This window comes from Burkholderia sp. Bp9012 (assembly GCF_003853825.1).
Taxonomy (GTDB): Bacteria; Pseudomonadota; Gammaproteobacteria; order Burkholderiales; family Burkholderiaceae; genus Burkholderia; species Burkholderia diffusa.
On record NZ_QTQA01000004.1, the window covers coordinates 128,113 to 149,695 of the forward strand.

Sequence of the window (21,583 nt, forward strand, 5' to 3'; positions counted from 1 at the left end):
AGGTGCGCGATGAACCGGGCCGTCGTGTCGTCCCGCATCGACGCGGCGCGCGCGCGCGTGTCACCTTCGCCCGCGCGCCGCGTCTGGCAGCGCTTTCGCCAGCAGCGCCTCGGCTACTGGAGCTTCGTCATCTTTGCGGTCGCGTTCGCCGCGAGCCTCGCGGCACCGCTATGGTCGAACGACAAGCCGCTCGTCGTGCGCTACGACGGCCAGACCTATTTCCCGATGTTCCATGCGTATCCGGAGACGACCTTCGGCGGCGACTTCCCGACGCCGGCCGACTATCTCGATCCGTATGTCCGCAAGCGGCTCGAGGCGCCGGGCAACTTCGTCGTCTATCCGCCGAACCGCTATTACTACGACACGCTGAATTACTTTTCGACCGTGCCGAACCCGGCGCCGCCGTCGCGCGCGAACTGGCTCGGCACCGACGCGCAGGGGCGCGACCTGCTCGCGCGGCTCGTGTACGGGTTCCGCGTGTCGGTCGAGTTCGGGCTGATCCTGACCGCGATCGGCACGTTGCTCGGGATCGCCGCTGGCGCAGTGCAGGGCTTCTTCGGAGGACGCATCGACATCGTGGGGCAACGGCTGATCGAGATCTGGAGTTCGCTGCCCGAGCTGTACCTGCTGATCATCTTCGCATCGATCTTCGAGCCGAGCTTCCTGCTGCTGATCGTGCTGCTGTCGCTGTTCGGCTGGATCGGCCTGGCCGACTACGTACGTGCCGAGTTCCTGCGCAACCGCACGCAGGACTACGTGCGGGCGGCCCGCGCGATGGGGCTCACGAACTGGCAGATCATCTGGCGCCACGTGCTGCCGAACAGCATGACGCCCGTGATCACGTTCCTGCCGTTCCGGATGAGCGGTGCAATCCTCGCGCTCACGAGCCTCGACTTCCTCGGGCTTGGCGTGCCACCACCGACGCCGAGCCTCGGCGAGCTGCTCGCGCAGGGCAAGGGCAATCTCGACGCGTGGTGGATCTCGCTGTCGACGTTCGGCGTGCTGGTCGCGACGCTGCTGTTGCTGACCTTCATGGGCGACGCGCTGCGCAACGCGCTCGACACGCGGATCGCCGACTCGGTGCGCGCGGCAGGAGGCCAGCGATGAGCGACACGGTCGTATCGAACGCGGGCGAACCGCTGCTGTCGCTCGAGCATCTGCACGTGCGCTTCGGCGACACGGTGGCCGTCGACGACGTGACGCTCGCGATCGGCCGCGGCGAGCGCGTCGCGCTCGTCGGCGAGTCGGGGTCGGGCAAGAGCGTGACCGCGCTGTCGATCCTGCGGCTGCTGCGCGACGCCGACGTGAGCGGCACGATCCGCTTCGCCGGGCACGACCTCGCCGGCAAGAGCGAGCGCGAGATGCGCGGGCTGCGCGGCTCGGCCATCGCGATGATCTTCCAGGAGCCGATGACCGCGCTCAACCCGCTGTACACGATCGGCGCGCAGATCGGCGAGACGATCGTGCTGCACGACGGCGTGACGGCGGGGGAGGCGCGCAAGCGCGCGATCGCGCTGCTCGCCCGCACCGGCATCGCGGAGCCGGAGAAGCGCGTCGACAGTTACCCGCATCAGCTGTCGGGTGGCCAGCGGCAGCGCGCGATGATCGCGATGGCGCTCGCGTGCCGGCCGCGGCTCTTGCTCGCGGACGAGCCGACCACGGCGCTCGACGTGACGATCCGCGCGCAGATCGTCGATCTGCTGCTCGAGTTGCAGCGCGAGGAGGCGGAAAAACGCGGGATGGCGATCCTGCTGATCACGCACGACCTTAACCTCGTGCGGCACTTCGCCGAGCGGGTCGCGGTGATGGAGCGCGGCAAGCTGGTCGAAAGCGGGTCGGTCGAGCGGATCTTCGCGGAGCCGGAGCATCCGTATACCCGGCGGCTGCTGAATAGCCGGCCGCAGCGCACGGTCGCGCCGGTGCTGCCGATCGCGCCCGTCGTGCTCGAAGCGCGCCACGTCAGCGTGCAGTTCGCGCGCAAGCGGCCGGGCTTCGCGGGCTGGTTCGGCACGATGCCCGTGACGGCGGTGGCGGACGTGTCCGTGTCGGTGCGGCAGGGCGAGACGCTCGGGATCGTCGGCGAATCCGGTTCAGGGAAGTCGACGCTCGCGATGGCGCTGCTCGGGCTGCAACGGACGGTGCACGGCGAGATCGAATTCCAGGGGCGCGCGCTGTCGACCTACCGTGGCCGCGAACAGACCGCGCTGCGCTCGAACATGCAGGTCGTCTTTCAGGATCCATTCAGCTCGCTGTCGCCGCGTCACACGATCGAGCGGATCGTAGGCGAGGGGCTCGAACTGCATCGCCCGGAGCTGACGCCGGACGCGCGCCGCGCGAAGTCGCTGGCTGTGCTGCGCGAAGTCGGCCTCGACCGCACGGTGCTGCATCGCTATCCGCACGAATTCTCGGGCGGGCAGCGCCAGCGGATCGCAATCGCGCGCGCGCTCGTGCTGGAGCCGCGCATCCTGATCCTCGACGAACCGACTTCCGCGCTCGACGTGTCGATCCAGCAGCAGGTGCTGAAACTGCTCGCGAATTTGCAACAGAAATACAACCTCGGTTATGTATTCATCAGCCACGATCTGGAGGTGATCGGCGCGATGGCGCATCGGGTCGCGGTGATGCAGGGCGGGGCGATCGTCGAGTCCGGGGACGTGGCCGATATCTTCACGAAACCGTCACATCCTTACACACAAAAGCTGTTGAAAGCGGTCTGGAAAGCGTGATAGGCGTCCAATGGTCTGACTATCTCGATTGTATTTTTTAATTTGTTTTGACAAACGATTACGCGCTGGCTAGTATCGACCGAAATTTTCCGCCAATCAGCTGATTTTTAAGCACATTCCATCGACCAATGCAGCATCGATCCCTGACCCAGGCATGCGCGCGCACCCTCGCCGGGCTGTTCATCGGCGCCCTGTTCGCAGCAGCTCCCGTCGCGTTCGCCGACGAAGTCAGCAGTTTTAACCAGAATGTCACGAATTCGACTCAAATCGGGTCGAATTCGTCCCTCCAGCAGACCAGCGCGCAGCCGTCGAGCGGCGGCGCGAAGTCGTTCCTCGCCGGCATGGCCGGCAAGGCAGGCGACGTGGTCGTCGGCGCGCTGAACATGATCGGCGTGCGCTACCGCTGGGGCGGCAACTCGCCGGATTCCGGCCTCGATTGCAGTGGCTTCGTGCGCTACGTGTTCCAGGACACGCTCGGCATGTCGCTGCCGCGTCGCGCGGAAGAGATGAGCCGCGTCGGCGAGAAGGTCAGCATGAGCAACCTGAAGCCGGGCGACCTCGTGTTCTTCAACACGATGCGCCGTACGTTCTCGCACGTCGGCATCTACATCGGCGACAACAAGTTCGTGCATTCGCCGTCGACGGGCAGCACGGTTCGCGTCGACGATCTCGACAGCGGCTACTGGGAAAAGCGTTTCACCGGTGCGCGCCGGATCGAATCGGCGTTCCCGATGAAGGCCGACGACCTGCGCCAACGCGTGCGCGCGACGATCGGCGACGACGCGGCGAACGGCAGCAACTGACGCACGCCGGCGATCGGCCGGATGAAAAAACCCTGTCACCGAAAGGCGGCAGGGTTTTTTGCTTTGGGGGCGCGGAAGCGGCGGGTTGGGGGCGTCGGCGCCGGTGGCGCCCCGTTACACGCCGTGCCCCGCGATGCGTCCGCTTATGCCGCTGCTGCCCCGCGGGCTGCCGCAAGCTTGCGCTGCAACTCGGGCATGATGCGCGCGACCGCTTCTTCGCCCGCGAGGATGGCCGCGTTGCGCTGGTTGAAGTCGCTGCCACCCATCGCCGCGAGGTTCGGGCGAATCACGACGTCCGCGTATTTGTCGAGCTCGTAGGTCTTGATCGTCTGACCCATGATCGTGAAGGTCTGCAGCAGCATCTCGATCGGGTTGCTGGTCGCCGCGCCGTCCGGTCGCGACGAGATGTCGACCGCGATCACGAAGTTCGCGCCCATCTTGCGCGCGAACGACGCGGGCACCGGGCTCACGAGACCGCCGTCGACGTATTCGCGGTTGCCGATCTTCACGGGCTCGAACACCGACGGCACGCTGCACGACGCGCGCACCGCAAGCCCCGTATTGCCCTGCTGGAACAGAATCGGCTGGCCGTTCTGCAGGTCGGTCGCGACGACGCCGAGCGGCTTCGCCATCTTTTCGATCGGCCGGTTGTTGAGCGTCTTGTTCAGGAAGTTCTGCAGCGCGATGCCCTGCAGCAGCCCGCGCGAGCGGAACGGCAGCGCCCAGTCGCTGATCGCCGCCTGATCCATGTCGAGCGCGATCTTGTTGATTTGCAGCCCGCTCATCCCCGACGCGTACAGTGCCCCGACCACCGAGCCCGCGCTCGTGCCGGCGACGATCTCGACCGGGATGCCGCGCGCCTCCAGCGCTTTCAGCACGCCGATGTGCGAGAAGCCGCGGGCGGCGCCGCCGCCGAGCGCGATGCCGATCTTCACGGGCTTCTCGCGCGACTGCGCGGGATTCGCGGCGTTGTCGGGGCGGGACTTGTCGCCGAACGACGTGCAAGCGGCGAGGCTGGCGGATGCGCATGCGATCGTGAAGTGACGGCGCGACAGGCGAGGGGACGACATCGTGTGGTTCTCCGGCGGCTTGGCGGCGGGCCGGGCGGCCCGCGGCGGCGATAGGTTCCGAGCGGCCGTGCGGCAGAAACCGGGCGGCCGGCGCGGCGCCGGCTGGCGGCCGCGGCGCGCACATCATAAAGCAAGCGGCGCGCTTGGCGCGAAGACCGGCGCGAGTATAATTCCGGCTTCTTTCCCGTTCCGGGCGCGGCCGGCCCCATTGCTGTCCGGGCTGTCGCCGTCGATCCCGCGTCGAATCATTCATGCGCCCCAGGCGTTCGAGTTACCGTTTATGACCCGTCCTGTCCGTACCCGCTTCGCGCCGAGTCCCACCGGCTTCATCCACCTCGGCAACATCCGCTCCGCGCTCTATCCGTGGGCGTTCGCGCGCAAGATGAAAGGCACGTTCGTGCTGCGTATCGAGGATACCGACGTCGAGCGCTCGTCGCAGGAAGCCGTCGACGCGATCCTCGAGGGGATGCAGTGGCTCGGCCTGGATTTCGACGAAGGCCCGATCTACCAGATGCAGCGGATGGACCGCTATCGCGCGGTGCTCGCGCAGATGCTCGAGCAGGGGCTCGCGTACCCGTGCTACATGTCGGCTGAGGAACTCGACGCGCTGCGCGAACGCCAGCGCGAGGCTGGCCTCAAGCCGCGCTACGACGGCACGTGGCGTCCGGAGCCGGGCAAGGTCCTGCCCGAGCCGCCGGCCGGTGTGAAGCCCGTGCTGCGGTTCCGCAACCCGCTGACCGGCACGGTCGTGTGGGACGACGCGGTGAAGGGGCGTGTCGAGATCTCGAACGAGGAACTCGACGACCTCGTGATCGCGCGTCCGGACGGCACGCCGATCTACAACTTCTGCGTGGTCGTGGACGACATGGACATGAACATCACGCACGTGATCCGTGGCGACGACCATGTGAACAACACGCCGCGCCAGATCAACATCCTGCGCGCGCTCGGCGGCGAGCCGCCCGTCTATGCGCACCTGCCGACCGTGCTGAACGAGCAGGGCGAGAAGATGAGCAAGCGGCATGGCGCGATGAGCGTGATGGCGTATCGCGACGCGGGCTTCCTGCCGGAGGCGGTCGTCAACTACCTCGCGCGTCTCGGCTGGTCGCACGGCGACGCCGAAATCTTCTCGCGCGAGCAGTTCGTCGAATGGTTCGACCTCGAGCATCTCGGCAAGTCGCCCGCGCAATACGATCACAGCAAGCTGAGCTGGCTGAACGCCCATTACATCAAGGAAGCGGACAACGCGCGCCTCGCCGCGCTGGCGAAACCGTTCATCTCGGCGCTCGGCATCGACGACGCGGCGATTGCGACGGGCCCGGCGCTCGACGCGGTGGTCGGCCTGATGAAGGATCGCGCGACGACGGTCAAGGAGATCGCCGAAGGCGCCGCGATGTTCTACCGCGTGCCGGCTCCGGACGCCGACGCGCTTGCGCAGCACGTGACCGATGCGGTGCGCCCGGCGCTGGCCGATCTCGTCGCTGCGCTGAAGGCAGCCGAGTGGACGAAGGAGGCGGTGTCCGCCGCGTTGAAGGCGACGCTCGGCGCGCACAAGCTGAAGATGCCGCAGCTCGCGATGCCGGTGCGCCTGCTGGTGGCGGGCACGACGCATACGCCGTCGATCGACGCGGTGCTCGTACTGTTCGGTCGCGACATCGTGGTGTCGCGCATCGAGGGTGCGCTGGCCTGAGGTTGGGGCGGGGCGAAGCCGCCCGTGCATGACATCGCGGCGGCTTCGCAAAAAAATTCGCTCGAATCGCAAAAAGGGTATTTACAAGTTCAAATTCGGTCCATATAATCTCATTTCTGTTCTGCAAGGGGGTATAGCTCAGCTGGGAGAGCGCTTGCATGGCATGCAAGAGGTCAGCGGTTCGATCCCGCTTACCTCCACCATCAGAGCAGAATGGATTGATTTGCGAAGCAGTGGTAGTAATAAATGCTTCACAAAATGATTTAAAGCAGTTAAAATTTCGGCCTTCGCTGTTGATGATGAGTGAATAGCGAAAGTCAGACAGATCTGAAAAGATTATGTCCCCTTCGTCTAGAGGCCTAGGACATCACCCTTTCACGGTGAGTACAGGGGTTCGAATCCCCTAGGGGACGCCAGATTCAGCGGCGTTTCGTAGTAGAAGTGTCGCGAGGCTTGCAGAACGTAACCGACGTCCTGCAGGTAACGGTGCAGAAAGTTGGAGCGGTAGTTCAGTCGGTTAGAATACCGGCCTGTCACGCCGGGGGTCGCGGGTTCGAGTCCCGTCCGCTCCGCCAGAACGAAGCCCGTTCAAGACGTTTTTGAGCGGGCTTTTGTATTAAAGATGTAAGCAGTACGTTGTCCCCTTCGTCTAGAGGCCTAGGACATCACCCTTTCACGGTGAGTACAGGGGTTCGAATCCCCTAGGGGACGCCAGATTCAGCGGCGTTTCGTAGTAGAAGTGTCGCAACGCTTGCAGGACGTGAACGAGGTTCTGCAGGTGAGAGTGAAGTAAGCTGGAGCGGTAGTTCAGTTGGTTAGAATACCGGCCTGTCACGCCGGGGGTCGCGGGTTCGAGCCCCGTCCGCTCCGCCAGAACAAGGCCCGTTCAAATGGACGTTTTGAACGGGCTTTTGCATTAAAGATGTAAGCAGTACGTTGTCCCCTTCGTCTAGAGGCCTAGGACATCACCCTTTCACGGTGAGTACAGGGGTTCGAATCCCCTAGGGGACGCCAGATTCAGCGGCGTTTCGTAGTAGAAGTGTCGCAACGCTTGCAGGACGTGAACGAGGTTCTGCAGGTGAGAGTGAAGGAAGCTGGAGCGGTAGTTCAGTCGGTTAGAATACCGGCCTGTCACGCCGGGGGTCGCGGGTTCGAGTCCCGTCCGCTCCGCCAGAAAATGAAAAAGCCCGCCTCGTGCGGGCTTTTTCATTTGCGTTTCCGTTCGTGCCCGCTTGCGGGCGCGTGATTGCGGAGTGGAGGAAGCCGCCTGCGCGGCTTCCGGCGGGACTCGAAGGGCTGCGCGTGCACGCGCAGCCGCGGCCTGCGGGATGTAGGCGAGTCCCGTCCGCTCCGCCAGAAAATGAAAAAGCCCGCCTCGCGCGGGCTTTTTCATTTGCATCGCCGATCCGCGCGTCGCTACGAGAAATTCGCGATTGCATCCGCCCGCGACTGCGCTATCGTGGCGGGATGCGTACTTGACCCCCGCGCGATGCTCGATCCGACCGACCTGCGATTGCTGTATCAGCTCCGGCCAGCGGAGCCTGGCGATTTTCCCTTTGCCGAGGCGCTCACGCACGGCAACATGGGCGGCTATTACAAGCGCCATGGCCTCGTCTGGCGCAGCGATCTGTTCTATGCGAGCTGGCGCGAATCCGAAAACTTCATCCTGGAAGCCGACGGTCAACGCATCGGCGTGCTGCGCGTGACCGAGGAGGGCGATTCGCTGCACATCCGCGACGTGCAGATCGCAGCCGGCCATCGCGGGCAGGGTGCAGGCACCTACATGCTCGACATGTCGCATCGTTGGGCGCGCGCCCGCGGGCTGCACGAACTGCAGTTGCGCGTGTTCGTCGACAATCCGGCCGCGAAACTCTACCAGCGCATGGGGTACCGCGTCACCGGGCCCAGGCTGGCGCAGCTCGGATCGATCCGGCATATGGTGCGCGCAGTCTGAATGCGCAACGGCGCAAGGCCGGAGGCAACCTGGCGACGGTCAGCGTGCAGTGCCGATCGCGTCGTCGTCGGGGATGTCGTCGGTGGCGATGCCGTCTTCCGAGCCGCGATGCTCATAGCCGCGCAGCATGAATGCGCGCGGGCTTTCGCCGAACGCGCGCCGGAACATCGCCGAAAACGCGCTCTGACTCTGGTAGCCGAGCTCACGCGCGATATGTGACAGAGGACGCCCCTGGTTCAACAGTGGAATCGCGCGCGCGAGCAGCGCCTGCTGCCGCCACTGCGAAAAACTCACGCCCAGTTCCTGCTTGAACAGCCGCGAAATCGTGCGCGTGCTTGCGCCGACCTCACCCGCCCAGTGTTCGAGCGATTCCGCATGCGCGGGTTGCGCGAGCACCGACTCGCACAGCAGGCGCAGCCGCTTCTCGTCGGGCATCGGCACCGCGAGCGGCAGCGGTTCGGCGCGGCTCAGTTCGTCGAGCACGAGCCCGCACAGCAGCCGTTCGCGTTCGCTGCTCAGGTCGCGCGCGTCGAGTGCGACGATCAGTTCGCGCAGCAGGCCGGTCACTTCGACGACCCGGCATGCGTCGAGCCCGTCCGGCACGACCGACTCGTCGATATACAGCGTGCGCAAGTACGCTTCCTCGACGATCACGACCTCGTGCGTGACGTGCGGCGGCACCCAGATCGCTCGGGAAGGCGGCACCATCCAGGTCGTCCCGGTCGTCGCGACGCGCAGCACGCCGCGAGACGCATACGCAAGTTGCGCCCACGCGTGCGTGTGCAGCGGGATCCGGCGGCCGGCATCCACCTGCCGCGCCCTTACGCGCATCGGATGGACGCGGGTCGGCGCGAACTCGGGCGGGATGTCGATGACGTCGTAGGGATTCGATGCGTCGGCTTGGGCAGGCGGATTCATGGACGATTCGGTCGGCTCGGCGGCGATGCCGTTATTTTAGAAGGCGCCGCGCAGGCGCATGCGGCGGTTTTTCGGCCGATAATGCACCGTTCAAATGAACTTTGTATGGGGCCGCACGCGTTCCGGCCGACGCAATCCGGGTGCCGGGCCAGTGCGCCCCATCGTGCCGAAAAGAACCATCGGGTCGCCGGCGCGGTCTATCGAGGCGGCCGCGTCCTCGCGCGAGCGGCGCCCCGGCGCCCCGGCGACGCCGGCGCCCGCGGCGCGGCCGCGACGGCCCGGCACGGCAACACCTGAATCGAAGAGGAGAACCACAATGCGCTACGTATTCGTCTACGGCACGTTGAGAGCGGGAGAGGCCAATGACATCGGCCATGCGGCCGCGCGGCACGGGATCGCCGCGCCGACGCTGCTCGGTGCGGCCGCGCTGCCGGGCGAACTGTACGATTTCGGCACGTATCCGGGCATGGTCGCCGGGCCGGCCGGCCAGTCGCTCGTATGGGGCGACGTCTACGAGATCGACGAACAACTGGTGCCCGTGCTCGACGAGATCGAGCGCGTCTATCCGGGCGTCGACACGCTGTTCCGGCAGGAGCCGGTGATCGTCGAGCTCGGCGGCCGTGCGTATGCGTGCGTCTACTATCCGGTCGCCGCGCATGCGGCAGCCGACCGACCGCGCATTGCGTCGGGCGACTGGGTTCAGCACCGGCGCGAGCGGGAAGCCGCCTGAGCGTCCGCGCGGCGAACGGCGGCACGGCAAAAATAAAAAGCGCCCCGCAGGGCGCTTTTTTCATGCCGCCGTGTCGCGCGACCGGCGGCGGGCAGGTCGGGGCGAGCAGGTCGACCCGGTCCGCGTCGTCAGATTTCCTCGTACAGCGGCAGCGTCAGGAATTCGGTGAAGCCTTCCGACGTCGACATCTGCTCGAAGATCGCCGCGGCACGCTCGTACGGCTCCGTGTTGCCGCCGACCGAACGCTTCACGTTCTCAAGCTCGGCCTTCGCGAATTCGCGTACGAGCTCGGCCGTGACCTTGCGGCCGTCGTCGAGCACGCCCTTCGGCGAGCGGATCCATTGCCATACCTGCGAGCGGGAGATCTCGGCGGTCGCCGCGTCTTCCATCAGATTGTGGATCGGCACGCAGCCGTTGCCGTCGAGCCAGGCGCCGAGATAATGGATGCCGACGTTGATGTTGTTGCGCAGGCCGGCTTCGGTGATCGGTGCTTCAGGCTGGAAGTCGAGCAGGTTCCTGCCTTCGATCTGGACGTCGTCACGCTGCTTCGCGATCTGGTTCGGCCGGTCGCCGAGCACCTTGACGAATTCTTCCATCGCGATCGGCACGAGGCCCGGGTGCGCGACCCAGCCCCCGTCGTAGCCGTCGGTCGCGTCGCGCTGCTTGTCCGAGCGCACGCCGCCCATCGCCTTGTCGTTCGCTTCCGGATCGTTCTTGATCGGAATCAGCGCGCTCATCCCGCCGATCGCCGGCGCGTTGCGCTTGTGACAGGTCTTCAGCAGCAGCAGCGCGTAAGCACGCATGAACGGCACCGTCATCGTGATCTTCGAGCGGTCGGCCAGGCAGAAGTCGCGGTCGTTCTTGAACTTCTTGATCGCCGAGAAGATGTAGTCCCAGCGGCCGGCGTTCAGGCCCGAGCTGTGTTCGCGCAGTTCGTACAGGATCTCGTCCATCTCGAATGCCGCGAGGATCGTTTCGATCAGCACCGTCGCGCGGATCGTGCCGCGCGGCACGCCGACTGCCTCCTGGGCGGCGACGAAGATGTCGTTCCACAGGCGCGCCTCGAGATGGCTTTCCATCTTCGGCAGGTAGAAGTACGGGCCCGAGCCGCGTGCGATCAGTTCTTTCGCGTTGTGGAACAGGAACAGCGCGAAATCGAAGATGCCGCCGGACACGCGCTGGCCGTCGACCGTCACGTGCTTCTCGTCGAGGTGCCAGCCGCGCGGACGCACGATCAGCGTCGCGACCTTGTCGTTCAGCCGGTACGACTTGCCGTTCTGCTCGAGCGAAATCGTGCGGCGCACGGCGTCCTTCAGGTTGATCTGGCCGTCGATCTGGTTCGTCCAGCTCGGCGCGTTCGAATCCTCGAAGTCCGTCATGTACGAATCGGCGCCGGAGTTCAGCGCGTTGATGATCATCTTGCGCTCGACGGGGCCGGTGATCTCGACGCGGCGGCATTGCAGGTCGGCCGGCAGCGGCGCGACCGTCCAGTCGCCTTCGCGGATCGCCTTCGTATCGGCCAGGAAATCGGGGCGTTCGCCGGCGTCGAGGCGCTTGGTGCGCTCGACGCGGGCCTGCAGCAGTGCCTGGCGGCGCGGCTCGAACGCGCGGTGCAGCGCCGCGACGAGTGCGAGCGCTTCAGGCGTCAGGATCGCTTCGTAACCCGGCTTGATTTCGCCGGTGATCGCCATGCCTTGCGGCAGCGTGATCGGGGTGCTCATGAGTCTCATCTCCTTGGTCGGTCAGTTGCGGTTTCGGTGAAGGGGGAAGGCGGCAGCGCCGCGAACGTCATGCGCCCGGGCCGGGGCGCGCGCGATTCGCGGGTCTGCCGGACGGAGCCGGGGTGGCGAGGAATGCGAGCAGGTCGGCCATGCCGCTGCCGGTGCCGTCGGGCGGTACGCCGAGTTCCTCGGCGGGCGCGCCCGTGCGGTTGAGCCAGAACGTCGTGTAGCCGAACCAGCCGGCCCCCGCGACGTCCCAGGCGTTCGACGACACGAACACGATGTCGCGCGGATTCGCGCCGAACGCGGCGGTGCCAAGCGCATACGCGACCGGGCTCGGCTTGTACGCGCGCACCGCGTCGGCCGACAGCACGCGATCGAACAGGCCGGTCATGCCGGCGCTCTTGATCGCGATGTCGAGCATCTCCGGGTTGCCGTTCGACAGGATCGCGAGCGGCGGGCGCGGTTCGAGCGCGCGCAGCTTGCGCAGCGCGGGCACCGTGTCGGGATAGGTGGACAGGCACGCGTATTCGTCCATCAGCCGCTTCTCGGCCGCGCTGTTCAGCGCGAGGCCGAGCACGCGCGCGGCGAACCGCAGCGCGTCGAGCGTGATGTCGCGGAACGGGCGATAGCGGGCGCCGGACGGATCGGCGAGCGTGCGCAACTGCGAGTATTCGATTTGCTTGCGTCGCCACTGCTGCGACAACCGCTCCCCGTGACCGGGAAACATCTGCTCTGCCGCGGCCACGACCGCATGCACGTCGAACAACGTACCGAATGCGTCGAAGAGGATTGCGTCGGGAGAGGAGAGTGTCGTTGTGGCCGACATAGCCTTGCGCTCCAGTTTCAGAGGTCGGGTCGATTCTATTCGTGATGGCAGATGCTAAAAAAGACGCTAATCATCACTTGATCTTTTACTTTTATATACATAATCTTGACCGCTCAAGCTATTTGAAGGGCGGGAGCACCACCCTGGCGAGTCATGGACCGGTTCAAACAGATCGAAACGTTCGCCGCGGTCGCGACGAAGGGCAGCCTGTCGGCGGCGGCGCATGCGGAAGGCGTCGCACCGGCGATCATCGGCCGCCGCCTCGACGCGCTCGAGGAGCGGCTCGGCGTCAAGCTGCTGGTGCGCACGACCCGCAAGCTCACACTGACCTTCGAGGGGTCGGCCTTCCTCGAGGATTGCCAGCGGATCATCAACGACATGCAGAACGCGGAGGCGAGCGTGTCCGCTGGCGGCGTGAAGGCGAGCGGCCACCTGCGCATTTCCGCGCCGGCCGGTTTCGGCCGCCGCCACGTCGCGCCGCTCGTGCCCGAATTCAGTGGCGCGCATCCGGACGTGTCGGTCACGCTCGACCTCTCCGACCGGATGGTCGATCTCGTCAACGAAGGGTTCGATTGCGCGGTGCGGCTCGGCGAGTTGCCCGATTCGTCGCTGGTGTCGCTGAAGCTCGGCGAGAACCGGCGCGTGTGCGTCGCGTCCCCCGCGTATCTCGCGCGACGCGGCACGCCGGCCACGCTCGCGGAACTCGCGCGCCACAACTGCCTCGCGCTGGCCGCGAACGCCAACCAGCAACGCGGCTGGGTGTTCCAGGAGGACGACAAGGTCGTGTCGATCCGCGTGAACGGCACGATGGAATGCTCGGACGGCGCGGTGCTGCACGAATGGTGTCTTGCCGGCCACGGCCTGGCATGGCGATCGTGGTGGGAGGTCGGCGAAGACATCGCGGCCGGCCGCCTCGTCAGCGTGCTCGACGCGTTCGCGGCGCCGCCGATCGGCATCCACGCGGTGTTTCCGCAGCGCCGCCACCTGCCGCTGCGCGTGCGCCTGTTTCTCGATTACCTGAAACATACTTACGAACGGCCCGGGTATTGGGGCGAGTAGGGCGCGCCCGTCCGCGCGTTTCCGATATGAGGGCGAACCCGCTGCCGGCGCCGGTCGCCCGGTTTCGCGCACTACAATCGAAACTGGCATGCGCGACGCGCCCGGGCCGGCCCGCATGGGTTCGCGGCGCGCGCGGTGCGTCTGACGCAGGAGGGCGCGATGTTCCGGCACATCCTCGTTCCAACCGACGGTTCCGAGCTGTCGCAGAAGGCGATCGACGGCGCGATCGATCTGGCGCGTGCGGTCGGCGCGCAGGTCACGGCCTATGCGTGCCTGCCGCAGTATCCGTACTCGCCGTTTTCCGAAGTGATCATCGAGCCGCCCGCCGATTTCCGGGCACGCAGCGAGCGCGAGGCGCGCGCACACCTGGACGACGTGCAGGCGGCCGCGAAAGCAGCTGGCGTCGTCTGCGACAGCTGGACCAGCGTGCACCCCTCGCCGTACCTCGGCATCATCGAGGCGGCCGAACGCGGCGGCTGCGACGTGATCTTCATGGCGTCGCACGGACGCCGCGGGCTCGGCAGTCTGCTGATCGGCAGCGAAACGCAGCGCGTGCTGACCCATACGAAAATTCCAGTGATCGTCTATCGGTAGACGCGGCGCCGTGTATGGCCGCGGGCGGCGGCACGGCAGCGCCGCCGAAAAAAGGCGCGCCGGACGAAGCCGGCGCGCGTCGTTGCTGGCGGCCGCAGGCCGCGCGGCGGGTCGCACGGGTCACCGCGCGCCTGCCGTCTCCTCCCTGATTGTTGTCCCGTGCAGCCGATGCCGCGCCGTCGCGTGACGGGCGGGCAACGGCGTGACGCTTTCTTTCGCGCGTTATGCGACCTTCTTGCCGTCGAAGAACTGTTCGTCTTCGGTCGAGCCGTGCAGCGCGGTCGTCGAGGCTTCGCGCTCGACCGTCTGCGTAACGGCGTCGAAGTAGCCAGTGCCGACTTCGCGCTGGTGCTTGACGGCCGTGAAGCCCTTGTCCGCCGCCGCGAACTCGGCCTGCTGCAGTTCGACGAACGCGCTCATCTGCGTGCGGGCATAGCCGTGCGCGAGGTTGAACATCGAGTAGTTCAGCGCATGGAAGCCGGCCAGCGTGATGAACTGGAACTTGTAGCCCATCGCGCCGAGCTCCTTCTGGAACTTCGCGATCGTCGCGTCGTCGAGGTTCTTCTTCCAGTTGAACGACGGCGAACAGTTGTACGACAGCATCTTGCCCGGGAACTGCTTGTGGATCGCTTCCGCGAATTTCTTCGCGTACTCGAGATCCGGCTTGCCCGTTTCGCACCAGACGAGGTCGGCGTACGGCGCATACGCGAGGCCGCGCGAGATCGCCTGCCCGATGCCCGGCTTCGTGCGGAAGAAGCCTTCGACCGTGCGCTCGCCCGTCAGGAACGGCTTGTCGTTGTCGTCGATGTCGGACGTGATCAGGTCCGCCGCTTCCGCGTCGGTCCGCGCGACCAGCACGGTCGGCGTGCCCATCACGTCCGCCGCGAGACGCGCCGCCGTGAGCTTTGCGACCGCTTCGCGCGTCGGCACGAGCACCTTGCCGCCCATGTGGCCGCACTTCTTCACCGACGCGAGCTGGTCCTCGAAGTGGACGCCCGATGCGCCTGCCTCGATCATCGCCTTCATCAGTTCGAACGCGTTCAGCACGCCGCCGAAGCCGGCCTCCGCATCGGCAACGATCGGCGCGAAGAAGTCCACGTAGCCTTCGTCGCCCGGGTTCTTGCCTTCGGACCACTGGATCTGGTCGGCACGCGTCAGCGTGTTGTTGATGCGCTTGACGACGAGCGGCACCGAGTTCGCCGGGTACAGCGACTGGTCCGGGTACATTTCACCCGCGACGTTCGCGTCGCCGGCCACCTGCCAGCCGGACAGGTAGATTGCCTTCAGGCCGGCCTTCACCTGCTGCATCGCCTGATTGCCGGTCAGCGCACCGAGCGCGTTGACGAACGGCTCTTCGTTGATGAGGCTCCACAGCTTTTCCGCGCCGCGCTTGGCCAGCGTGTGCTCGACGGCGATCGAGCCGCGCAGGCGAACCACGTCCTCAGCCGTGTAGCTGCGCTTGATGCCCTTCCAGCGCGGATCGGTTTCCCATTGCGTTTGCAGTTCCTGTGTCTGTTGCTGTCGCGACATGATGAGCTCCTTGATGCGGTGTGTTGCCAGATCGTCGAATCGGAAGGTACTGATGCCGTTCTCGAAACGGGGGCAGGGTGCGTGCCGTTCCTGGAAGTCTTGTATAAGAGTGTAGGCAAACCGATCGGAGCGAAACAGAGGTTGGCTCAAGAAGCACTAAACTTTTTAATTGTTATTAATCAATGATTTGTGAGTTCAATTTCGCAATGAGAAACGATTTTTCCCATCTCGCAATTGTAAGGTTGTGCTGCGCAGCATGATTTTTTACGACGCAAAAAAATTTTTCGTATCGTGAAATTTGGCGCCGGACGAAAAAAAACCGGCGCGGGTGCGCCGGTCTGCCGGATGGGCGGGGCGGCGCAGGGCCGCCCGGGCGTGCTTACGACGCCGAATTGCTGCGACGCGGGCCGCTGCTGCGCTGGCCGTCGCGACGCGGGCCGCCGTCACGGCTGCCGCCGGGCTTGCCGCTCCAGCCGCCGCCATTGCCGCCGCCGTAGCTGCGACCGTTGCCGCCATGACCGCCGCCCGGCTTGCCGCCGAAACGACGACCGCCGTTACCGCCGCCCGGACGGCCGCGGCCGCCAGTGCCGCGATCGTTGCGCAGGGGTGCCTTGCGCGGCTCGAAGCCTTCGATCACGTTGACCGGCAGCGGCGAGCGCACGAAGCGCTCGATGCGCTTGAGCGCGCCCTGTTCGGCGTGGTGCACGAGGCTCACCGCGGTGCCCGAACGGCCGGCACGGCCCGTACGGCCGATACGGTGCACGTAGTCTTCCGCGAACTTCGGCAGGTCGTAGTTGAACACGTGCGTGATGCCAGGGATGTCGATGCCGCGGGCCGCGACGTCGGTCGCGACCAGCACGCGCACGCGGCGCTCGCGCAGCGCACGGATCGTGCGGTTACGCGCGCCCTGCGGCAGGTCGCCGTGCAGCGCGGCCGATTCGAAGCCAGCGTCGGCGAGACGGCCGGCGAGCTGGTCGGCGTCGATCTTGGTTGCCGTGAAGATGATCGCCTGGTCGAGCGCGTCGTCGCGCAGCAGGTGATCGAGCAGGCGATCCTTGTGGTCGCGGTCGTCGACGTAGTGCACGGTCTGCGCGATGTTCGCGCGCGACTCGAGGCGCTGCTGGATCTCGATGCGCTCGGGGTCCTTCAGCAGGCGGCTCGTCAGCGAACCGATCTTGCCGTCGAGCGTGGCCGAGAACAGCATCGTCTGGCGCGACGCGGGCGTCGCGGCGACGATCGTCTCGATGTCGTCGATGAAGCCCATGTCGAGCATGCGATCGGCTTCGTCGAGCACGAGCATCTTCAGCTCGGACAGGTCGATACGGCCGCGCTCGAGGTGGTCGAGCAGGCGGCCCGGCGTGGCGACCAGGATTTCGGGGTTCTTCGCGAGCAGCATCAGCTGCTGGCCGTAGGCGACGCCGCCGAGGATGCTGACCGTGCGCAGGCGCTTCAGGTGCTTGCCGTAGGTCGATGCGGCCGTGGTGACCTGCATCGCGAGTTCACGGGTCGGCGTCAGCACGAGCAGGCCCGGGCGCGCGACGGGTTGCGGGCGGCGCGCACGGCGGTCGCCCTGGTTCGGTTCGCGCGGCGCGCGCGGTTGCTGCGCCAGCGTCTTCTGGAGCTGCGCGAAGCGTTCGATCGCGGGCAGCATGAATGCGGCCGTCTTGCCCGAACCGGTCGGGCTCGACACCAGCAGGTCGCGGCCGGCGATGCCGGCCGGAATCGCGCGCTGCTGGACCGGCGTCGGCTTCACATAGCCGGCGGCCTGCAGCGCGGAGACGATCTCCGGCGACAACCCGAGCGACGCGAAGCTCGGCTCGTCCGACGCCGGTTCGACCGCGGCCGGTACGGCGTCGTCGTCGAGACCGAGCGCCTGGTCGGCGATCGCGTTGAGCGGGCTGGAGTTGATGCTCGAAGTCATAACAATCCTTGAAACACAGTGGGTGAAACGTCGGCGCCAATCGCGCATACCCAAGTCGTCGGATTCAGCGAGCAAATCGGGAAACGGGTGCAATCCGCCGAACAGTCGGCGGATGAGGCATTAGAAGCTGTTTTGGGTGCGGCGCGCTTCTGGAGCGGGGCCGCCAGCCTGATAAGTGACGACCGCGAGGGTCGAAGCAGGAGGGGACAGGTTCTAAACCGGATTGGAGCTTAACGCTACGAGGCGTCGGGCCGGAACGGCATGCGAGCCGAGCGCGGGGATGACGCAGGCCGCATTATAAAGACTTTTGCTGCGCTGCGCCACTGATTTGATTGCTTATTGCGACGGGCGAGGTTCGGTCAGGAAGCCGTGCCGTTCTTCAGCGATTCGACGAGTTCGATGTACTGCTGCCTCGCCGCATCCTGGGTCGTGCCTTTCAGCGCTTCCCACGCGTCGTACTTGTACTTGCCGACGATGTCGGTGAAGCCCGGCTTGTCGCCGTGTGCGTCGCCGTCAGTTGCCTGCTTGAAGAGCGCATACAGGCGCAGCAGGGTCAGGTTGCCCGGCCGTTCCGTCAGTTGCTTGACGTCGATCTGGGCCTGGTCGAATTGGGCGGTGAGTTCGCTCATCGGGTGTCTCCGTAAGGGTTTCAGGTCGGGCGATCTTAACAAGCGGACCGCCGCGCGGGGTCGAGCGATCCTTCCAAACCGCCGCCGGCGCCGAACGCGCGCACAGATCGGGCCCGATCGCCCGTGGGAACGGGGCGCCGCATTACAATGTCGGCCATGACGCAAACAGTGCTCCTCGCCATCGATACGTCGACCGAATACTGCTCGGTCGCGCTGCTGCGCTCGGCTCCGGCCGATGACGCCGTTTCCACCCCGCAAACTTGGGTCCGCCACGAGCTGACGGGCGCCGTGTCGAGCACGCGCGTGCTGCCGGCCATCCAGGCGCTCTTCGCCGAATCGGGCCTCACGCTCGCCGATTGCGACGCGATCGCATTCGGCGCGGGCCCCGGCTCGTTTACCGGGCTGCGTACCGCGACCGGCATTACCCAGGGTCTCGCGTTCGGGTGCGGGCTGCCGGTCGTGCCGGTCAGCACGCTGCTCGCGTGCGCCGAGCATGCGCGGCTGCGCGCGCCCGGCACGACGCGCGTGCTGGCCGCGCTCGATGCGCGAATGGACGAAGCATACTGGGCCGACTTCGCGTGGGACGACCAGGCGGGCGACTGGCGCACGGTGCATCCTGCGTCGCTCGATGCGCCGGGCGCCGTCGGCGTGCCCGACGCGCCGTTCACGCTCGCTGGCAATGCGGCGGCCGCATTCGGCACGCAGTTGCCGGCCGCGGCCGCCGCGGCCGTGGTCGACGGGGAAGCGTTGCCCCATGCGCTGGCGGTCGCGCATGCCGCGCTGCGGGCGTTCCGCGCCGGCCGTACGGTGCCGGCCGACCAGGCGGCACCGGAGTACGTGCGCGACAAGGTCGCGCAGACCACCGCCGAGCGCATCGCGGCCCGCGCCGCGCAGACGGGCGGAGAGAAAGGATGACGGGCGTATTGTTGAGCGACCGCTATCTGTCGCCGATGACGGATACCGATCTCGACGAAGTCGTCGCGATCGAGCAGGTCGCGTACGAATTCCCGTGGAGCCGCGGCAATTTCGAGGATTCGCTGCGCAACGGCTATTTCGGCGTGTGCCTGCGGCACGTGACGGGCGCGCTCGTCGGCTATTGCGTGCTGATGCCGGTCATCGACGAGATGCACCTGCTGAACCTGTGCGTCGCCCCGGCGGCCCAGCAGTCGGGCGCGGGCCTCGCGCTGCTGCGCGAAGCCGTGCGTATCTCGCGCGCCGAACGGCTCGACGGCGTGCTGCTCGAGGTGCGGCCGTCCAATCTGCGCGCGATCCATCTGTACGAGCGCTTCGGCTTCGTGACGATCGGCCGGCGCAAGAACTACTATCCGGCGCGGCATCGCAGCCGGGAGGACGCGATCGTGATGCGTCTGACGCTGAACAAGGACGAAGGGGACGCGCATGGCGTGGGCTGAAGCAGCGCTCGAGGAAATGGGGCTCGCGCAAATATGGGTGCGGCGCGGGCAGCGTGCGGAAAGCGATGAAGCGGGCGCAACGCCGACGGCCGCGTCCGGCGCGGCGGGCAACGTCTCCGCCGTTGCGACCGCAACCGTCGCGGCAACGCCCCGGCCGGTCGCGGAGCAGTCTCGCGACACGCAGCCGCCTGTGACGCGTGCACTCGCACGTGACGATACGCCGCCGGTCGGCGCAACCGCACGCGATGCGGCACCGGCGGACGAAGCCGGTTCGGCCGCACGTGTCGCGAGCGATGACGACCGCGCGTCCACCAAGCCCGCACCGGCCGCTGCCGCGGACGACATGCCGCCCGTGACCGAAGATGATTTCGCCTGGTTCGACGCGGCGCCCCCCGGCGATCCGCTGCCGCCGGACGAAGCACGTCCCGCCGCACCCCCGGTGGCGATGCTCGACTGGGATGCGCTGGCCGCACGCGTCGCCGGTTGCACGAGCTGCCGCCTGTGCGAGAAGCGCACCAATACCGTATTCGGTGTGGGCGATCGAGAAGCGGACTGGATGCTGATCGGCGAGGCGCCCGGCGAAAACGAGGACAAGCAGGGCGAGCCGTTCGTCGGCCAGGCAGGCAAGCTGCTCGACAACATGCTGCAGTCGCTCGCGCTCAAGCGCGGCGATAACGTCTACATCGCGAACGTGATCAAGTGCCGCCCGCCGGGCAACCGTAATCCGGAACCGGACGAGGTCGCGCGCTGCGAGCCGTACCTGCAGCGCCAGGTCGCGCTCGTGAAGCCGAAGCTGATCGTCGCGCTCGGCCGCTTCGCCGCGCAGACGCTGCTGAAGACGGACGCGAGCATTGCCTCGCTGCGCGGCCGCGTGCACACGTATGAAGGCGTGCCGGTGATCGTTACCTATCACCCTGCGTACCTGCTGCGCAGCCTGCAGGACAAGTCGAAGGCGTGGGCCGACCTGTGCCTGGCGCGCGATACGTTCCGGCAGGCGGAGGGTGCCGACGCGAACGGACCGGCCGGACAATGACGCGCGGTGCGGCGTTCGCGTTCGTCGATACGCTGCACGATGCCGCGGTCCGCGATCTGGGCTGGCTCCTCGCGAGCCCGAGCCTGCTTACCGCGGCGCCCGGCGCGCCGCTCGCGCATCCGTGGTCGGACGCGGTCGAGCGGGTGGCCGTCGAAGCGTGGCTCGTCGCGCTCGATGCCGCGCCGGAGCCGCTGCACCGCGTGCTCGACGGGCTACGACCCGTGCGACTCGGCCGCTATGCCGAATGCCTGCTCGAGTATTTCCTCACGCACGGGCCGTCGCTGCGGCTCGTCGCCGCCAATCTGCCGCTGCGCAGCAACGGCAAGACGCTCGGCGAAGTCGATTTTCTCGTCGATGCGCCGGGCGGGCAGCGCCTGCACTGGGAACTCGCGGTGAAGTGCTATCTATGCGCGCCGGTGGACGGCGACGCATCGCTCGCGGATTTCGTCGGGCCGAATCTCGTCGATCGCCTCGACCGCAAGCGCAGCCGGTTGCTCGAGCATCAGTTGCGGCTGAGCGATCGCCACGGGTTCGCACTGCTCGGCTACGGCGCGCCGTCCGATGCGCAGATGTTCATCAAGGGCTGGCTGTTCTATCCGCACGGCGTGCCGCTGCCGCCGGTGGCCGCGGAAATCGCGGCCGATCATCCGCGTGGGTTCTGGCTCACGCATGCGCAGTGGCCGGCCTGGGCCGCCGCGCAACCCGACGGCGCGGCGTGGAACGTGCTGCCGCGGCTGGCGTGGCTCGCGCCGCGGCGGTTGGCGCCCGACGCCGCGCCCGAACCGCTGGCGCACTCGCTCGAGCTGCCGTCCGTATTGACGGCGCGCCAGGCGCCTGCGCTGATCGGCGTGCATCGACAGGACGGCGGCGGCGCATGGCGGGAGACGGCGCGCGGCTTCATCGTCCCGGACGACTGGCCGGCGCGTGCGCGGGCGTTCGCCGCGCAGGACCACTGACGCTGCGT

19 protein-coding genes and 7 tRNA genes are annotated in these 21,583 nt (G+C 66.8%); 19 read left to right on the forward strand and 7 right to left on the reverse strand.

What is annotated here, in order from left to right:
• The first annotated feature begins 9 nt into the window (after positions 1–9).
• The 3 genes from DIE11_RS06700 to DIE11_RS06710 all read left to right on the forward strand — a co-directional run bounded on the left by DIE11_RS06700 (position 10) and on the right by DIE11_RS06710 (position 3,529).
• Positions 10–1,107, forward strand: coding sequence for an ABC transporter permease (locus DIE11_RS06700; protein WP_059599480.1), 1,098 nt, complete (start codon positions 10–12; stop codon positions 1,105–1,107).
• Entirely contained in the window at positions 1,104–2,726 is a 1,623-nt protein-coding gene (locus DIE11_RS06705; RefSeq protein WP_059599479.1) for an ABC transporter ATP-binding protein, read from the forward strand. Before DIE11_RS06700 ends, DIE11_RS06705 begins: the two co-directional genes overlap by 4 nt.
• A 128-nt stretch (positions 2,727–2,854) precedes the next feature.
• Positions 2,855–3,529: a C40 family peptidase gene (locus DIE11_RS06710; protein ID WP_124622394.1), complete on the forward strand. Its 675-nt coding sequence runs from the start codon at positions 2,855–2,857 to the stop codon at positions 3,527–3,529.
• 143 nt (positions 3,530–3,672) lie between these two features.
• Here the strand turns inward: DIE11_RS06710 and DIE11_RS06715 are convergent, their stop codons facing one another.
• The gene (locus tag DIE11_RS06715; RefSeq protein WP_059679314.1) at positions 3,673–4,599 is read right to left on the reverse strand and encodes a patatin-like phospholipase family protein; all 927 of its coding nucleotides are present in this window, start codon (positions 4,597–4,599) and stop codon (positions 3,673–3,675) included.
• Positions 4,600–4,879: 280 nt separating this feature from the next.
• Between DIE11_RS06715 and gltX the strand changes: the two genes are divergently transcribed.
• From gltX to DIE11_RS06760, 9 genes are all read left to right on the forward strand, one after another.
• Entirely contained in the window at positions 4,880–6,289 is a 1,410-nt protein-coding gene (gene gltX, locus DIE11_RS06720) for a glutamate--tRNA ligase (RefSeq protein ID WP_124622396.1), read from the forward strand.
• Between the two features lie 127 nt (positions 6,290–6,416).
• Positions 6,417–6,492, forward strand: a tRNA-Ala gene (locus DIE11_RS06725).
• Positions 6,493–6,629: 137 nt separating this feature from the next.
• Positions 6,630–6,705, forward strand: a tRNA-Glu gene (locus DIE11_RS06730).
• Between the two features lie 82 nt (positions 6,706–6,787).
• A tRNA-Asp gene (locus DIE11_RS06735) sits at positions 6,788–6,864 on the forward strand.
• Between the two features lie 63 nt (positions 6,865–6,927).
• Positions 6,928–7,003, forward strand: a tRNA-Glu gene (locus DIE11_RS06740).
• 82 nt (positions 7,004–7,085) lie between these two features.
• Positions 7,086–7,162 (forward strand) — tRNA-Asp (locus DIE11_RS06745).
• 65 nt (positions 7,163–7,227) lie between these two features.
• Positions 7,228–7,303: transfer RNA gene (locus DIE11_RS06750), tRNA-Glu, on the forward strand.
• Between the two features lie 82 nt (positions 7,304–7,385).
• Positions 7,386–7,462: transfer RNA gene (locus DIE11_RS06755), tRNA-Asp, on the forward strand.
• 316 nt (positions 7,463–7,778) lie between these two features.
• Complete coding sequence (locus tag DIE11_RS06760; protein ID WP_124622689.1) at positions 7,779–8,243, forward strand: N-acetyltransferase; 465 nt, start codon at positions 7,779–7,781, stop codon at positions 8,241–8,243.
• 39 nt (positions 8,244–8,282) lie between these two features.
• Here DIE11_RS06760 and DIE11_RS06765 read toward each other — a convergent pair whose 3' ends face one another.
• Complete coding sequence (locus tag DIE11_RS06765; protein WP_124622398.1) at positions 8,283–9,161, reverse strand: helix-turn-helix domain-containing protein; 879 nt, start codon at positions 9,159–9,161, stop codon at positions 8,283–8,285.
• Positions 9,162–9,477: 316 nt separating this feature from the next.
• Here DIE11_RS06765 and DIE11_RS06770 point away from each other — a divergent pair, with 316 nt between their 5' ends.
• Positions 9,478–9,891 carry a gamma-glutamylcyclotransferase gene (locus tag DIE11_RS06770; RefSeq protein ID WP_124622400.1) on the forward strand — a complete coding sequence of 138 codons (414 nt, stop codon included), beginning with the start codon at positions 9,478–9,480 and terminating at the stop codon, positions 9,889–9,891.
• A 128-nt stretch (positions 9,892–10,019) separates the two neighbouring features.
• On the opposite strand, the gene aceB is transcribed toward DIE11_RS06770, so the two are convergent.
• Together aceB and DIE11_RS06780 are read right to left on the reverse strand one after the other, a co-directional pair.
• Complete coding sequence (gene aceB, locus DIE11_RS06775) at positions 10,020–11,612, reverse strand: malate synthase A (RefSeq protein ID WP_124622402.1); 1,593 nt, start codon at positions 11,610–11,612, stop codon at positions 10,020–10,022.
• 67 nt (positions 11,613–11,679) lie between these two features.
• Entirely contained in the window at positions 11,680–12,441 is a 762-nt protein-coding gene (locus DIE11_RS06780; RefSeq protein WP_124622404.1) for a haloacid dehalogenase type II, read from the reverse strand.
• Between the two features lie 153 nt (positions 12,442–12,594).
• Between DIE11_RS06780 and DIE11_RS06785 the strand changes: the two genes are divergently transcribed.
• Entirely contained in the window at positions 12,595–13,500 is a 906-nt protein-coding gene (locus tag DIE11_RS06785) for a LysR family transcriptional regulator (protein WP_124622406.1), read from the forward strand.
• 159 nt (positions 13,501–13,659) lie between these two features.
• Entirely contained in the window at positions 13,660–14,094 is a 435-nt protein-coding gene (locus tag DIE11_RS06790; RefSeq protein ID WP_057929788.1) for a universal stress protein, read from the forward strand.
• Between the two features lie 222 nt (positions 14,095–14,316).
• Here DIE11_RS06790 and aceA read toward each other — a convergent pair whose 3' ends face one another.
• The 3 genes from aceA to DIE11_RS06805 form a co-directional block, all read right to left on the reverse strand.
• Positions 14,317–15,624 (reverse strand): isocitrate lyase, encoded by a 1,308-nt coding sequence (gene aceA / locus DIE11_RS06795; protein WP_059599902.1) that lies wholly within the window; start codon positions 15,622–15,624, stop codon positions 14,317–14,319.
• A 379-nt stretch (positions 15,625–16,003) separates the two neighbouring features.
• Positions 16,004–17,545 carry a DEAD/DEAH box helicase gene (locus DIE11_RS06800; protein ID WP_124622408.1) on the reverse strand — a complete coding sequence of 514 codons (1,542 nt, stop codon included), beginning with the start codon at positions 17,543–17,545 and terminating at the stop codon, positions 16,004–16,006.
• Between the two features lie 359 nt (positions 17,546–17,904).
• Entirely contained in the window at positions 17,905–18,174 is a 270-nt protein-coding gene (locus DIE11_RS06805) for an acyl-CoA-binding protein (RefSeq protein ID WP_124622410.1), read from the reverse strand.
• A 147-nt stretch (positions 18,175–18,321) separates the two neighbouring features.
• On the opposite strand from DIE11_RS06805, the gene tsaB reads away from it, so the two are divergent.
• The 4 genes from tsaB to DIE11_RS06825 are packed head-to-tail and all read left to right on the forward strand — an operon-like array spanning position 18,322 to position 21,575.
• The gene (gene tsaB / locus DIE11_RS06810) at positions 18,322–19,089 is read left to right on the forward strand and encodes a tRNA (adenosine(37)-N6)-threonylcarbamoyltransferase complex dimerization subunit type 1 TsaB (protein WP_124622412.1); all 768 of its coding nucleotides are present in this window, start codon (positions 18,322–18,324) and stop codon (positions 19,087–19,089) included.
• Complete coding sequence (rimI, locus tag DIE11_RS06815; protein ID WP_059681917.1) at positions 19,086–19,586, forward strand: ribosomal protein S18-alanine N-acetyltransferase; 501 nt, start codon at positions 19,086–19,088, stop codon at positions 19,584–19,586. Before tsaB ends, rimI begins: the two co-directional genes overlap by 4 nt.
• Positions 19,573–20,619 carry a uracil-DNA glycosylase gene (locus tag DIE11_RS06820; RefSeq protein ID WP_124622414.1) on the forward strand — a complete coding sequence of 349 codons (1,047 nt, stop codon included), beginning with the start codon at positions 19,573–19,575 and terminating at the stop codon, positions 20,617–20,619. The genes rimI and DIE11_RS06820 overlap by 14 nt, the downstream gene beginning before the upstream one ends.
• Positions 20,616–21,575 carry a DUF1853 family protein gene (locus DIE11_RS06825; RefSeq protein WP_124622416.1) on the forward strand — a complete coding sequence of 320 codons (960 nt, stop codon included), beginning with the start codon at positions 20,616–20,618 and terminating at the stop codon, positions 21,573–21,575. The genes DIE11_RS06820 and DIE11_RS06825 overlap by 4 nt, the downstream gene beginning before the upstream one ends.
• Positions 21,576–21,583: the final 8 nt, after the last annotated feature.

Excerpts from the sequence above, each read along its gene's own strand:
- DIE11_RS06705 (WP_059599479.1), top strand. The coding sequence starts at position 1,104 with ATGAGCGACACGGTCGTATCGAACGCGGGCGAACCGCTGCTGTCGCTC.
- DIE11_RS06715 (WP_059679314.1), bottom strand. The coding sequence starts at position 4,599 with ATGTCGTCCCCTCGCCTGTCGCGCCGTCACTTCACGATCGCATGCGCA.
- aceA (WP_059599902.1), bottom strand. The coding sequence starts at position 15,624 with ATGTCGCGACAGCAACAGACACAGGAACTGCAAACGCAATGGGAAACC.
- DIE11_RS06790 (WP_057929788.1), top strand. The coding sequence starts at position 13,660 with ATGTTCCGGCACATCCTCGTTCCAACCGACGGTTCCGAGCTGTCGCAG.
- DIE11_RS06700 (WP_059599480.1), top strand. The coding sequence starts at position 10 with ATGAACCGGGCCGTCGTGTCGTCCCGCATCGACGCGGCGCGCGCGCGC.
- DIE11_RS06785 (WP_124622406.1), top strand. The coding sequence starts at position 12,595 with ATGGACCGGTTCAAACAGATCGAAACGTTCGCCGCGGTCGCGACGAAG.
- DIE11_RS06825 (WP_124622416.1), top strand. The coding sequence starts at position 20,616 with ATGACGCGCGGTGCGGCGTTCGCGTTCGTCGATACGCTGCACGATGCC.
- DIE11_RS06805 (WP_124622410.1), bottom strand. The coding sequence starts at position 18,174 with ATGAGCGAACTCACCGCCCAATTCGACCAGGCCCAGATCGACGTCAAG.
- rimI (WP_059681917.1), top strand. The coding sequence starts at position 19,086 with ATGACGGGCGTATTGTTGAGCGACCGCTATCTGTCGCCGATGACGGAT.
- tsaB (WP_124622412.1), top strand. The coding sequence starts at position 18,322 with ATGTCGGCCATGACGCAAACAGTGCTCCTCGCCATCGATACGTCGACC.
- gltX (WP_124622396.1), top strand. The coding sequence starts at position 4,880 with ATGACCCGTCCTGTCCGTACCCGCTTCGCGCCGAGTCCCACCGGCTTC.
- DIE11_RS06820 (WP_124622414.1), top strand. The coding sequence starts at position 19,573 with ATGGCGTGGGCTGAAGCAGCGCTCGAGGAAATGGGGCTCGCGCAAATA.
- DIE11_RS06710 (WP_124622394.1), top strand. The coding sequence starts at position 2,855 with ATGCAGCATCGATCCCTGACCCAGGCATGCGCGCGCACCCTCGCCGGG.
- DIE11_RS06770 (WP_124622400.1), top strand. The coding sequence starts at position 9,478 with ATGCGCTACGTATTCGTCTACGGCACGTTGAGAGCGGGAGAGGCCAAT.
- aceB (WP_124622402.1), bottom strand. The coding sequence starts at position 11,612 with ATGAGCACCCCGATCACGCTGCCGCAAGGCATGGCGATCACCGGCGAA.
- DIE11_RS06800 (WP_124622408.1), bottom strand. The coding sequence starts at position 17,545 with ATGACTTCGAGCATCAACTCCAGCCCGCTCAACGCGATCGCCGACCAG.
- DIE11_RS06765 (WP_124622398.1), bottom strand. The coding sequence starts at position 9,161 with ATGAATCCGCCTGCCCAAGCCGACGCATCGAATCCCTACGACGTCATC.
- DIE11_RS06780 (WP_124622404.1), bottom strand. The coding sequence starts at position 12,441 with ATGTCGGCCACAACGACACTCTCCTCTCCCGACGCAATCCTCTTCGAC.
- DIE11_RS06760 (WP_124622689.1), top strand. The coding sequence starts at position 7,779 with ATGCTCGATCCGACCGACCTGCGATTGCTGTATCAGCTCCGGCCAGCG.